The organism is Duganella callida (assembly GCF_004614165.1).
GTDB lineage: Bacteria > Pseudomonadota > Gammaproteobacteria > Burkholderiales > Burkholderiaceae_D > Rugamonas > Rugamonas callida.
Genome location: NZ_SPVG01000195.1, coordinates 1 through 12865, shown reverse-complemented (window position 1 = coordinate 12865; position 12865 = coordinate 1). Strand labels below are relative to the sequence as shown.

The following is a 12865-nucleotide window of genomic DNA, read 5'->3' as shown; positions in this document are numbered from 1 at the left end:
GCTTTTTTTACCCTAACCCCCCCTGGTTTACCCCACAATTTTGGGGTTTCCTGCCCTATTTTGTTATTTTTTTAAAATTATTGTCCGAATGTCGGCTCTGACCCCGACTGCTAAGGCAGGTCGGCGGCGCCCATGCGGCGCAGGATCACGCCGGTGCGCCTGGCCAGGTAGTTGGAGTCGCGGTGTTTGTCGAAGTAGCGCGGGTTGGGCAGCATCACCGCCAGTCTTGCGGATTGTGCAGCGCTCAGGCCGGCCGCGCTGACGCCGTAGTAGTGCCGCGCCGCCGCTTCCGCGCCGAAGGTGCCGGTGCCGAATTCCACCACGTTCAGGTAAATTTCGAAGATGCGCTCCTTGTCCATCAGCGTTTCCAGCATGAAGGTGATGATCAGTTCCTGCCCCTTGCGCAGGTAGTTGCGCGAGCCGGACAGGAACAGGTTCTTGGCCAGCTGCTGGGTGATGGTCGATCCGCCCGACACCACCTTGTGCTTCTTGGTGTTTTTCTCCCACGCCTTATGCATGGCTTGCCAGTCGACGCCGTCATGGTCGGTGAAGTTGGCATCCTCCGAGGCGATGATGGCGCGCTTGAGGTTGTTCGAGATGCGCTCGTACGGCACCCAGGTCTGCATGATGTTGGCCTTGGGGTTCTTTTCGCGCAGCGCCGCCTGCTGTTCGCGCATGAACGAGGTCATGCCCGGGTTGTGGTCCACCCACCACCAGATCTGCAGGAAAAAGTACAGCTGTACCGCCAGGAACAGCAGCACCGGCAGGATGAAGATCCACTTCACCCAGCGCCATTTGCCGGCCGCCTTGCTCATAGCTTCGCGCGCAGGCTTTGCAGCACTTCCGCCGTGGCCGGCTGCACGCCGCGCCACAGCTTGAACGCTTCCGCCGCCTGTTCGACCAGCATGCCGAGGCCGTCGCGCAGCCGCGCGCCGTGCTGGCCGGCGAATTGCAGGAACACGGTCGGTGATGGGCCATACATCATGTCCAGCGCCAGCGCGCCTGGCGCGAACACCGTCGGCGCGATCGGAGGCAGTTCCGCATTCAGGCTGGCCGCGGTGCCGTTGATGACGATGTCGTATTCGCCTTCGATGTCGCCAAACCCGCAGGCCGAGACCACGCCCTCACCGCCCAGCGCAGAAAACTGTGCCACTAGTTCTTCCGCCTTGGACACGGTGCGGTTGGCGATCACCAGCCTGGCCGGCCGATGTTCGAGGATCGGCAACACCACGCCGCGCACCGCGCCGCCCGCGCCCAGCAGCAGCACGCGCTTGCCGGCGATGGCCACGCCGGCGTTGTTGACGATGTCCGCCACCAGCCCGGCGCCGTCGGTGTTGTCGCCGATGATGCCGTCCTCGCTGAACACCAGGGTGTTGACCGCGCCGGCCGCGCGCGCGCGGATGGTCAGGGCCTGCGCCACTTTCACCGCTTCCAGCTTGAACGGCACCGTGACGTTGGCGCCCTTGCCGCCCTCGGCGATGAATCCGCGCACCGCGTCGGCAAAGCCATCGACCGGCGCCAGGCGGCGCTCATACGTCAGCGCCTGGCCGGTCTGCGCCGCGTAGGCGGCGTGGATTTCGGGTGACTTGCTATGGGCAATCGGGTTGCCGAACACGCAGTAGCGGTCCATGGTTCATTGTCCTCCGCCGCTTAAATCGGCTTGTAGTTTGTCTTCACGCGTGAACTTGAAGGTGGTGATGATCTCCCACACGTCATCCTTGTCGCTGGAGCGCATGTTCGGCGGGAAGCGGCCGAACGGCGCCGAACGGTGGACGATGCGCATGGCCGCGTCGTCGAGCGCGCGGTTGCCCGAGCTGCGTTCGACCTTGATGCCGCCTTCCTTCTCGTAGATGGTGCCGTCCTGGTACACCGGGATCGACAGCGTCAGCTGGCCGTACAGCTTGCGCCCGTTCACGTTGGGGAAGTTCAGCGTGCCGATGTCCTCGATGCGCTTTTGCATGGTCTTGTAGTAGACCGCGTAGCCGGCCTCGCGCGTGCTCGGGGTGATGGTGGTTTTCTTGGGACGCTTGTTCTGGTCTTCGATGGTTTCGCTGATCTCGGCCACGCGGCGGGCGATGGCCTTGCTCGATTCCAGCAGGTCGGCGCCGGTCGGCGTCGGGTCGGGCTTGTTCTGCTCGGTGACCGGCGGCGCGGTCACGGCCGATGGCGTTTTCACCTGCGTCAGCAGCTGCTTCTGGCGTTCTTCCAGTTCCTCGATGCGGCGCTTGCTGGCCTTGACGCTGTCGCCCATCTCGGTCTTGCGCATGTCGGGCATGGGCGACTTGCTGCGGCCGGCGTCGGCCGCGCCGCCGCCGTCGAGGTTGACCTGCGCCACCGCGTCGGCCTTCAGCGGGGCGCGGTGATGCTTGGCGTTGACCAGGATGACTTCCAGCCCCGGATCGGTCGGCTTCAAGGGTGCCGGCGCCGGCGCCACGAAGCGCACAGCCAGCAGGACGCCGTGCGCCACCAGCGAGATGCCGAGGGCAAGATACAGCAGGCGATTTTCCTTGAAAGACTTCACGCGGCGGATCGAATTCAGAATGATGCGCTAGATTCTACACGTCATTCCCGCGCAAGCGGGAATCCATGCTGAGCACGCCTTCCATGGACACCCGCCTGCGCGGGTGCGACATCAGTTGGCTGCGGGCGGCGCGGCCGCGTCGCTGGCGGCGTCGCCTTCGGCGGCCGTCTCGACTGCCGCTTCCGGTGCATCGACCGCTTCTTCCGGCACGTCCTCGACCTCGTCCTCCTCGAAATCGACATCGCTGGCCACCACATCGGTCGGGATTTCCAGGATGCGCGCTTCCACGGTCAGGTCGACCTCGTCCCAGCGCAGGATGTCCAGCTTGACCTGGGCGCCGCGCGCCACCTGCGGCATGCCCGGCAGGCGAATCACCAGCGGGATGTCGGTCAGGCGCAGCACCTCGTCCTTGAGCACCACCGCCTCGACCTGACGCGCATTTTCCTGCCCCAGCCAGCGCAGGCACCAGTAGCGTTCCATGTTGGCCTGGTGATCGGCATAGGCCGAGTACGCCGCGTCGAACTGCGAGACGATGGCGAACAGTTCCGCATCCTTGTGCTTGAAGTGGGCCACCAGCGGCGCCATCACGCCCTTGTCGGCGCAGGCCAGGATCTGCCACTGGTTGACCAGGTCGGTATAGCGGCGCAGCGGCGAGGTGCTCCATGCGTACTGGTCCACGCCCAGCCCTTCGTGCGGCGCCGCATGGGTCAGCATGCGCACCTGCATCTTGGCGTTCCAGCCGCCGACGCCACGGCCCTGGCTGCGGTAGATGCCGGGCACGCCGTTGTCGTGCATCATCTTGCCCCAGGTGCTGTTGGCGAAGATCATCAGCTCGGCGACCATCTTGTCCAGCGGCGCGCCGCGCTTGCGGCGGGTGACGGTGACGACGTCGTCTTCCACGTAGAAGTTATAGTCCACGCGGTTGTTCTGTTCCGGCTTCAGGCCGAAGGCTTCGCGCTTGGCCATGCGCGCCGCTTCCAGCACCTGCGCCCATTGCCAGATCAGGCCCAGCTCTTCCTTGCGCGGATATTCGCCGGCGCCGCTGGCCAGCGTCTCTTCGTTGACCAGGTCGTCCAGGTCGTTGTGACGCAGGTTGTTGGCGATCGGCACCATCTCGGCGCGGGTTTCGGTGGCCAGCACCGACCAGTCGGCCGGGTTCAGGGTAGCGTACAGCGACAGCGCCGGACAGGTCTTGCCCTCGGCCAGCGTGAAGGCGTTGACGATGTTATCCGGCAGCATGGTGATCTTATCGCCGGGCATGTAGACGGTGGACATGCGCGAGCGCGCCAGTTTGTCCACGGCGTCGTCCGGCTTGATGCCCAGGCCGGGCGCGGCGATGTGGATGCCGATCTTGACCTTGCCGTCGTCCAGTTTGGTGACCGAAAAGGCGTCGTCGATCTCGGTGGTGGTGACGTCGTCGATCGAGAACGCTGCGACCGCGGCCAGCGGCAGGTTCGCTGGCGGCACCGGCACCGGCACGTCGGGGAAGCCTGCGCCGCGCGGGAAGTTCTCGAACAGGAATTTGCCCATGTGCAGGGCCTTGGCCGACGGCACACCGCCCACCGCCAGCATCAGGCGCGAGGCGTTGGTGTGCAGTTCGTCGCAGGCGGCTTCCAGCGCTTTGTACTCGATGGAATTCTTGTCCGGCTTGAACAGCAGCTGGGTGACGATGTTCTTCATCGCCTCCGGCAGCCGGTTGGCTTTCAGTTCTTCCACGTAGGCGGCCTGCACCAGCGCCTGCTGTTTCTTCTTCTCGATGCCGGCCAGCGCGGCGCGCAGCGATTGCTCGGGCGCGGCCTTGTAACGGCCACGGCCCTTTTTGTAGAAGTAGATCGGCGACGAGTGCAGGCTCAGGATCAGCCCGGCCGCTTCCGCCGGCTGCGGGGCGTGGCCGAAGTATTCGGCGCCCAGCTCGGCAAAGCCGAACTCTTCCTGTCCAGCGACTTCCCACAGGAATTCGAGGTCGACATCGGCGGCAATGGCCTTGGCCTGCTCCATCAGCTCGGCCGGCGACGGCTTGTCGAACTGCAGCAGCACATCCTTGGCCTTGACCTTGGTGCGCTTACCGCTCGCCATTTCCACCTGGTAGGCCTCGCCGGTTTGCTGCATCACGCTGCCGACCTTGAAATCGCCGGATTCTTCAAAAAATAGATTCATTGCTTATTTATCGTTCGTTTTAATCAGTTCCAGCACGGAAGGCAGAAACACTTCCGTCACCAGCAGGGTACCCTGACGACGCTTGTATAAACAGCGCCGTGCATATAATAGTTGCGTCTCCGGGGCCGACAGCCCCAGCGCCGCGCGTGCCCGCTGTGCCAGCGGATGGCCTTCCCGCAATCTTGCAAACTCCAGTTGGCCGCGCCACACCAGCGGATCGCCGAACAGCGTGGTGCCCAGCGAGCGCTCGCCCAGGTGGCTGAACAGCGGCCAGTCCGAGGCGGTGGCCGAGATCGGCACCACCGTATGCCCGAATACCGCAGGCGTATTATCACACCTCAGCAACACCTCCCGCTCCCAGACGCGGCCAGGGCGGTGCATGCCGATCGCCGCCGCTTCGTCGCTCAGGCAGCGCGCGGTGCGCTGGTGCAGGCACTGCACGCGAAACGCCGCACTGTGCGCCTTCAGGCGCGCGGTCAGCGAACCGCCCTCGGTCAGCCACGGCACATAGGCCGGCGGCGGATTGACCGCCAGCACGTGCGGCTGCCACTGCGCCTGGCGCAGCGAGGGACCACGGCGGGCGCTCAAGACCGCGCCTCGATGCCGCAGAAGCCCAGCACTTCGTCCAGGTAGTCCGGAAATTCGGAGATCGCATGGTCGCTGCCTTCGATCACGTGCTGACGCGCGCCGGGGTAGTGGGCCACCATGTCGCGGTAGTCCAGCACCTCGTCGCCGGTGGCGGCAAGCAGGAAATAACGCTCGGGCCGGGTGATTCTATCCACCGCCAGCGCGCGCAGCTCGTCGATATATTCCGGTTTGAATTCGAACGGTTCGTCGGAATGGTATTGCGTGGTGACGCCGACGTGCTGGTCCAGGTCCTTGAGCGGCACGATGGCCGGGTTCAGCAACACCGCCCGACAGCCGAGGCGCTCGGCCAGCCAGGTCGCGTAATAGCCGCCCAGCGAGGAGCCGATGATGCTCAGCGCGTCCGCCGGCACGTCCTCTATTAAAGACAGCGCCAGTTCCATCGCCGCTTTGGGCGAAGCCGGCAGCTGCGGGCAGATCAATTGGTCGGCCCGGCCCAGCGCCGCCATGCGCTCGCCGACCAGGCGCGCTTTCATGGATTTCGGCGAGGAACGGAAGCCGTGCAGATACAGAATCATTTTACGCCAGCGCCTTCAGAATCTTGTCGTGCACGCCGCCGAAGCCGCCGTTGCTCATGACGATGATGTGATCGCCCGGTTGCGCGGCTTGGGCCACGTCGGCCACCAGCTGCTCCAGGTCTTCATAACCGCGCGCGATGGCACCCAGCGGCGACAGCGCTTCGCCGACATTCCAGCCCAGCGCCTTCTCGCTGCCGAAGCCGAACACCAGGTCGGCGTCGGCCAGGCTGCCCGGCAGGGCGTCCTTCATGGTGCCCAGCTTCATGGTGTTGGAGCGCGGCTCCAGCACGGCCAGGATACGGCCGCCCTTGCCGATTTTCTGGCGCAGGCCGCCGACGGTGGTTGCGATGGCGGTCGGATGGTGGGCGAAATCGTCATAAACAGTCATCCCGTTCACCACGCCGCGCACTTCCATGCGGCGCTTGACGCTTTCAAACGTGGACAGCGACTTCACCGCCTGCGCCACCGGCACGCCGACGTGACGCGCGGCGGCGATCGCGGCCAGCGCGTTGGCGCGGTTGTGCTTGCCGGTCAGCTTCCAGTCGACGCGGCCGGCGGTCTCGCCTTTGAAGAGGACGTCGAACGTGCCGTCATCATATTCCTTCAGCATCCAATCGGTGCCCTCGCCGTGGCCGAAGCTTTCCAGTTCGCTCCAGCATCCGCGCTGAAGCACGCGCTGCAGCGATGCCTCGTCGCCATTGACGATGACCCGGCCGATGCCCGGCACGGTACGCACCAGGTGATGGAATTGGGTTTCGATCGCGGCCAGATCGGGGAAGATGTCGGCGTGATCGTATTCCAGGTTGTTCAGGATCGCGGTCTTGGCGTGGTAGTGCACGAACTTGCTGCGCTTGTCGAAGAAGGCGGTGTCGTACTCGTCCGCTTCGATCACGAAGAAGATGGAATCCTTGTCGCCCTGCATGCGCGCCGACACGCCGAAATTCATCGGCACGCCGCCGATCAGGAAACCGGGCGCATAGCCGGCGTCTTCCAGGATCCAGGTCAGCATGGCGGTGGTGGTGGTCTTGCCGTGCGTGCCGGCCACGGCCAGCACCCATTTATCTCTTAATATATGTTCGCCTATCCACTGCGGACCGGACACATAGGGCAGGCCGCGGTTCAAGATTTCCTCGATCAGCGGATTGCCGCGCGAAACCACGTTGCCTATCACGTACAGGTCGGGATTCAGCTGGACCTGCTCCGGGCCGAAACCCTGGATTAGTTCGATGCCCTGTGCTTCGAGCTGGGTGCTCATCGGCGGGTAGACGTTGGCGTCGCAGCCGGTGACGCGGTGGCCGGCCTCTTTCGCCAGGACCGCCAGGCCGCCCATGAAGGTGCCGCAAATACCGAGGATATGAATGTGCATAGTAAATAATACGACCAGTGAATACGCGATTTTACCCGACCCGCCGCGCTTTTCCCGGTTCAGAGTATTATCTCGTCCATGACGCCGAATGTTAATGATGAACTCCAGCTGCTGCGTGCCGAGATCGCCGCGGCCGCCGCGCGCCTGATCGCCGAGGATGGGGCCGACTACAACACGGCCAAGCGCAAGGCCGCGCGGCAGATCCTGGGCGACACCCAGCCGCCGCTGAACCTGCTGCCGGACAATGCGCAGATCGAAGCGGAAGTGCGCATCTACCAGTCGCTGTTCCATGCCGACACCCAGCCGGCGCGGCTGTTCCGGCTGCGCACGCTGGCGGTCGACATCATGGAAGGATTGCAGGCTTTTAATCCTTATTTAACCGGCGCCGTATTAAATGGCACCGCCGGCCCGCACGACGATATCCACCTGCAGCTGTTTGCCGACAGCGCCAAGGAGGTGGAAATCTTCCTGCTCAACCGCAACCTGCAGATCGAGATTTCCGAAACGCCGCACTTCAAGGGACCGCGCCATGGCATGGTCGAGACCGTGAGCTTCATGTGGCACAAGGAAGGCGTGCACGCCGCCCTGTATGAGCTGGACGATCTGCGCGGCGCGGTCAAATCGAAAGATGGCAAACTGGCGCGCGCCGACCTGGCCGCCGTGCGCGCCCTCTTAGTTAACAGTACCCACCCAACCGAACCTCCAGCACCATGATCAATCCGAAACACATGCGCGCCTATATTGTTGTCGCCCTGGTCTTTGCCGCCGCCGGCGCCTATATCGGCTATCAGAAGAAGCAAAAAGAACAACCGGCCGCCGCGCCGGCCGCCACCGTGACCACTTCCGCCCAGCCCGGCGCCGACGCCGGCCCGGTGGCCGCGCTGTTCAGCCAGACGCTGCCCGACGCCCAGGGACGGCAGATCGCCCTGTCCCAGTATAAAGGCAAACCGATGCTGGTGAATTTCTGGGCACCGTGGTGCGGCCCCTGCGTGCGCGAGATGCCGGAGCTGTCCGCGCTGGCCGCCGGAGAAGAAGGCAAGAAGCTGCAAGTTATCGGAATCGGGATCGATTCGCCGTCGAATATCACGGAATTTAACGACAAATATAAAATCAGCTATCCGGTCTTCGTGGCCGGCATGAGCGGCACCGACCTGTCGCGCCAGTTCGGCAATGCCCAGGGCGGCCTGCCGTTCACGGTGCTGATCGGCGCTGACGGCAAGATACTCAAGACCTACCTCGGTCAACTGAAGTTCGACCAGCTGCGCAAAGATCTGGCAACCCTATAAGTAGTTTTATAAGTTTTTTTCTCTTGCCAAATGTCCGCAGTTAGCGGCAAAATGCGGAACTTTCGCGGAGAAGGCTCAAGAATCATGGCAAAAAACCTCCTACTGCTCAACGGCCCCAACCTGAATTTGCTGGGCACCCGCGAGCCCGAGGTCTACGGCGCCGGCACGCTGGCCGACATCGAAACCGCTGCCCAGGCCCAGGCCCAGGCGGCGGGCGCGAGCTTGTCCTGCTTCCAGAGCAACCACGAAGGCGCACTGATCGACCGCATCCACGCCGCCAGAACCGAAGGTGTGGACGCCATCGTCATCAATCCGGGCGGCCTGACCCATACCAGCGTTGCCCTGCGCGATGCGCTGGCCGGTGTGGCGATTCCGTTCGTGGAAGTGCACATTTCGAATATTTACCAGCGCGAGTCGTTTCGCCACCACTCTTTCCTTAGCGCGATTGCAATAGGCACAATTTGCGGACTGGGTATCGAAGGATATCGGTTTGCCATCGACTTCGTTCTTAAAAAGCGATAACCTACGCGATCTGCGCGCATTTTAGCCCGGCTGCGTCCACAAGACGCCACCGCTCATACTGACAAAACAAGATATTCCTGGGGGTTACATGGATCTACGCAAGCTGAAGACCTTGATTGATTTGGTCGCGGAATCGGACATCGCCGAGCTCGAAGTGACCGAAGGCGAGAGCAAAGTCCGCATCGTCAAATCGTCGGCCCTGCCGCAAAATCAGATGGTCATGATGCAGCCGCAAGCCATCCCGCAATACACCGCGCCGGCCGCCGCCGCACCAGTCGCAGCACCTGCCGCTGCCGCCGCCCCGGCCGCCGCCGCCGAACCGACCGGCCACGTGGTCAAGTCGCCGATGGTCGGCACCTTCTACCGTTCGTCCGCTCCAGGCGCCGCCGCGTTTGTCGAAGTCGGCCAGTCGGTGAAAGAAGGCGACACCCTGTGCATCATCGAAGCGATGAAGCTGCTGAACGAAATCGACGCCGACAAATCCGGCACCATCACCCAGATCCTGGTCGAGAACGGCCAGCCGGTCGAGTACGGCCAACCGCTGTTTGTGATCGGCTAAGACCGGCCTGCGCCCTCCCCCATCCGGTGACGGGCGCGCCTCTCTTGGTCCGCATTCCCTCCTTACCTGACGCAGCCACGGATCAGTAGACCCCGGCGCTCACAGACATAGCGAACCTATCATGTTTGAAAAAATCCTCATTGCTAACCGCGGCGAGATCGCCCTCCGCATCCAGCGCGCCTGCCGCGAACTGGGCATCAAGACGGTGGTGGTCCACTCGGAAGCAGACAAAGACGCCAAATACGTCAAGCTGGCGGATGAATCGGTGTGTATCGGCCCGGCCGCCTCCTCGCTCAGCTATCTGAACATGCCGGCCATCATCAGCGCGGCCGAAGTGACCGACGCCGAGGCGATTCACCCCGGCTACGGCTTCCTGTCGGAAAACGCCGACTTCGCCGAGCGCGTGGAGAAATCCGGCTTCGTTTTCATCGGCCCGCGTTCCGACTCGATCCGCCTGATGGGCGACAAGGTGACCGCCAAGCAGGCCATGATCAAGGCCGGCGTGCCGTGCGTGCCGGGCTCGGACGGCGCGCTGCCGGACGATCCGAAAGCCATCGTGCAGATCGCCCGCAAGGTCGGCTATCCGGTGATCATCAAGGCCGCCGGCGGCGGTGGCGGCCGCGGCATGCGCGTGGTGCATACCGAAGCCGCGCTGATCAACGCCGTGCAGATGACCAAGGCCGAAGCCGGCGCCGCCTTCGGCAATCCGGAAGTCTACATGGAGAAGTTCCTGGAAAATCCGCGCCACGTGGAAATCCAGGTGCTGGCCGACGAACACAAGAACGCCGTCTGGCTGGGCGAGCGCGACTGCTCGATGCAGCGCCGCCACCAGAAGGTGATCGAGGAAGCGCCGGCGCCGGGCATCCCGCGCAAGCTGATCGAAAAGGTCGGCGAACGCTGCGCCGAAGCCTGCCGCAAGATCGGCTACCGCGGCGCCGGCACCTTCGAATTCCTGTACGAAAACGGCGAGTTCTATTTCATCGAAATGAACACCCGCGTGCAGGTGGAACACCCGGTCACGGAGATGATCACCGGCATCGACATCGTGCAGGAGCAGATCCGCATCGCCGCCGGCGAAAAGCTGCGCTTCCGCCAGCGCGACGTGATGCTGTCCGGCCACGCCATCGAGTGCCGCATCAACGCCGAAGACCCGTTCAAGTTCACGCCGTCGCCGGGCCGCATCGTCTCCTGGCACGTGCCGGGCGGCCCTGGCGTGCGCGTCGACTCGCATTCGTATGCGGGGTATTATGTGCCACCGCACTACGATTCCATGATCGGCAAGCTGATCGCCTACGGCGCCACCCGCGAGCAGGCCATCCGCCGCATGCAGATCGCGCTGTCGGAAATGGTGGTCGAGGGCATCCAGACCAACATCCCGCTGCACCGCGAGCTGATGGTGGACGCGCGCTTCATCGAAGGCGGCACCAATATTCACTACCTGGAACAGAAGCTGGCCGACATGCCGGACCTGCACAAACTGAGCCTGGGCAACAAGGGTTAAACATGAGCTGGACTGAAATCGTCATCGAAGTCGCGCGCGAGCACGCCGAAGCCCTGTCCGAGGCGCTGATGGATGTGGGCGCCCTGTCGGTGTCCGTGGAAGACGCCGACGAAGGCACCGACGCGGAGAAACCGCTGTTCGGCGAGCCGGGCATGGAGCCTTCCGAGACCGCCTGGGACCACAGCCGCGTGGTGGCGCTGACCGACGAGGATGACGATCAGGCCGTGATCGTGGCGGCCGCCGCCAACCAGATTGGCCTGCCGTCGCTGCCCAAATTCAGCACCCGCAAGGTGGAGGAGGAAGACTGGGTGCGCCTGACCCAGTCGCAGTTCGCGCCGATTCATATCGGCAAGAACATCTGGGTGGTGCCGAGCTGGCACGAGGCGCCGAATCCCGACGCCCTGATCCTGGAACTGGACCCGGGCCTGGCCTTCGGCACCGGCAGCCATCCGACCACCCGGCTGTGCATGGAGTGGCTGGAGGCGCATCCGGCGCCGGGCAAGACCGTGCTCGATTACGGCTGCGGGTCCGGCATCCTGGCAATGGTGGCCAAGAAGCTGGGCGCCGGTGAAGTCACCGGGGTCGACATCGATCCGCAGGCCATCGTGTCGGCGGCCGACAACGCGCAGCGCAACCATGTGGAAATCGACTACTTCCTGCCGGACGATTTCGCCGAGTCCAAGCACGCCAACGAGAAGTTCGACACGGTGGTGGCCAACATCCTGTCCAGCCCGCTGAAACTGATGGCGCCCATGCTGTCGGGCCGCGTGGCGCCCGGTGGCGCGCTGATCCTGTCCGGCGTGCTGGCGCGCCAGGCCGAGGAAGTGGCGGCCGCGTATGCGCCATTCATCAAGCTGGGCGTCTGGGCCGAGCACGAAGGCTGGGTGGCGCTGCATGGCCGCCTGGGCAGTGACACCGTTCCGCCGGCGCGCTGAACCCGGCAATGGCCCTTGCCACCAAATGCCCCCACTGCAACACGGTATTCCGGGTCGCTCATGACCAGCTGAAATTACGTGGGGGCATAGTGCGCTGCGGCGCCTGTAATGAAGTCTTCGACGGCAACGCGGCGCTACTGGAGCCGCCCGCGCCGCCTCCTGTCACCTCCCCCCTGCCGGAACCCACCCCGTTCGACCAGAAAATGGCCGCGCTCGACACGCGTGCCGCCGCGACGCTGAGCGCGCCGGAAGCCGAGCCGGCACTGGATCTCGACAGCCCCCCGGTCCTTCCCGCGCAAGCGGAAACCGATACATCGCCGCCGTCCGAGCTCAGCATGGATGCCCGCCCGCGCGGGAATGACGACGAGTCGGCGGCGCCATTCCCGCTGCCCGCCGCACCGGCCATCCCGCCGGTCGACACCGAAGCCCTGTTCGACCTCGATCTCGACATGGACACCGAGCCCGAACTGGAATCCACCATCGAACACGAGCCGAGCGCCGAGCACGCGCTGGAAGCGCTGAACGTCGACAGCATGAGCGACGAGGAGCTGGAAGCCGCGCTCGAGGCCGAACTGGCCGCCATGGAGCAAACCATGGCCGACGTTCAACATGACGCCGATGGCCAGCCGTTGGCCGATGATCCGTTTGCCGCGTTCTCCGACGGCCGCCGCGAGCCGACCTGGGACGAGCCGCCGCTGGACGAGCCGCAAGCCGGCGCCGGCCCGCGCCTGGATGCCGCCTTTGCCGCAGCCGCCGACGCCGTGTTCTCGGCAGAAGATGAAACCGCCGCCGCGTCGCCGCACGCCGGCATCGACGCCGACCTGGCCAGCTTCGCCGCCGGCGACATCGATCACG

14 protein-coding genes are annotated in these 12865 nt (G+C 64.3%); 7 read left to right on the top strand and 7 right to left on the bottom strand.

Features of this window, described 5'->3' with window-relative positions:
* Window positions 1-110: 110 nt before the first annotated feature.
* From mtgA to mpl, 7 genes are all read right to left on the bottom strand, one after another.
* Window positions 111-815, bottom strand: coding sequence for a monofunctional biosynthetic peptidoglycan transglycosylase (mtgA, locus tag E4L98_RS19760; RefSeq protein ID WP_135203260.1), 705 nt, complete (start codon window positions 813-815; stop codon window positions 111-113).
* On the bottom strand, window positions 812-1630 hold the full coding sequence (gene aroE / locus E4L98_RS19755; protein ID WP_135203259.1) for a shikimate dehydrogenase: 819 nt from the start codon (window positions 1628-1630) through the stop codon (window positions 812-814). Before aroE ends, mtgA begins: the two co-directional genes overlap by 4 nt.
* 3 nt (window positions 1631-1633) lie before the next feature.
* Entirely contained in the window at window positions 1634-2521 is an 888-nt protein-coding gene (locus E4L98_RS19750) for a TonB C-terminal domain-containing protein (RefSeq protein ID WP_135203258.1), read from the bottom strand.
* Between the two features lie 111 nt (window positions 2522-2632).
* A complete protein-coding gene (locus tag E4L98_RS19745; RefSeq protein WP_135203257.1) occupies window positions 2633-4678 on the bottom strand; it encodes a ribonuclease catalytic domain-containing protein in 2046 nt (681 codons plus the stop codon).
* A 3-nt stretch (window positions 4679-4681) separates the two neighbouring features.
* On the bottom strand, window positions 4682-5266 hold the full coding sequence (locus E4L98_RS19740) for a chorismate--pyruvate lyase family protein (RefSeq protein WP_229257478.1): 585 nt from the start codon (window positions 5264-5266) through the stop codon (window positions 4682-4684).
* Window positions 5263-5841 (bottom strand): YqiA/YcfP family alpha/beta fold hydrolase, encoded by a 579-nt coding sequence (locus E4L98_RS19735; RefSeq protein ID WP_135203256.1) that lies wholly within the window; start codon window positions 5839-5841, stop codon window positions 5263-5265. The genes E4L98_RS19740 and E4L98_RS19735 overlap by 4 nt, the downstream gene beginning before the upstream one ends.
* Window position 5842: 1 nt before the next feature.
* Complete coding sequence (gene mpl / locus E4L98_RS19730) at window positions 5843-7207, bottom strand: UDP-N-acetylmuramate:L-alanyl-gamma-D-glutamyl-meso-diaminopimelate ligase (RefSeq protein ID WP_135203255.1); 1365 nt, start codon at window positions 7205-7207, stop codon at window positions 5843-5845.
* Window positions 7208-7285: 78 nt separating this feature from the next.
* Here mpl and E4L98_RS19725 point away from each other — a divergent pair, with 78 nt between their 5' ends.
* From E4L98_RS19725 to E4L98_RS19695, 7 genes are all read left to right on the top strand, one after another.
* Window positions 7286-7921, top strand: coding sequence for a hypothetical protein (locus E4L98_RS19725; RefSeq protein WP_135203254.1), 636 nt, complete (start codon window positions 7286-7288; stop codon window positions 7919-7921).
* Window positions 7921-8493, top strand: a complete 573-nt coding sequence (locus E4L98_RS19720) for a TlpA family protein disulfide reductase (RefSeq protein WP_371857261.1) — start codon at window positions 7921-7923, stop codon at window positions 8491-8493. The genes E4L98_RS19725 and E4L98_RS19720 overlap by 1 nt, the downstream gene beginning before the upstream one ends.
* An 84-nt stretch (window positions 8494-8577) precedes the next feature.
* Entirely contained in the window at window positions 8578-9015 is a 438-nt protein-coding gene (gene aroQ / locus E4L98_RS19715) for a type II 3-dehydroquinate dehydratase (protein WP_135203252.1), read from the top strand.
* Between the two features lie 88 nt (window positions 9016-9103).
* Window positions 9104-9574, top strand: coding sequence for an acetyl-CoA carboxylase biotin carboxyl carrier protein (gene accB, locus E4L98_RS19710; RefSeq protein WP_135203251.1), 471 nt, complete (start codon window positions 9104-9106; stop codon window positions 9572-9574).
* Window positions 9575-9695: 121 nt separating this feature from the next.
* Complete coding sequence (gene accC / locus E4L98_RS19705; RefSeq protein WP_135203250.1) at window positions 9696-11075, top strand: acetyl-CoA carboxylase biotin carboxylase subunit; 1380 nt, start codon at window positions 9696-9698, stop codon at window positions 11073-11075.
* Window positions 11076-11077: 2 nt separating this feature from the next.
* Window positions 11078-12010, top strand: a complete 933-nt coding sequence (gene prmA / locus E4L98_RS19700) for a 50S ribosomal protein L11 methyltransferase (RefSeq protein ID WP_135203249.1) — start codon at window positions 11078-11080, stop codon at window positions 12008-12010.
* A gap of 8 nt (window positions 12011-12018) precedes the next feature.
* Window positions 12019-12865: MJ0042-type zinc finger domain-containing protein (locus E4L98_RS19695; protein WP_205746783.1), on the top strand; the 847-nt coding region annotated here is incomplete at its 3' end.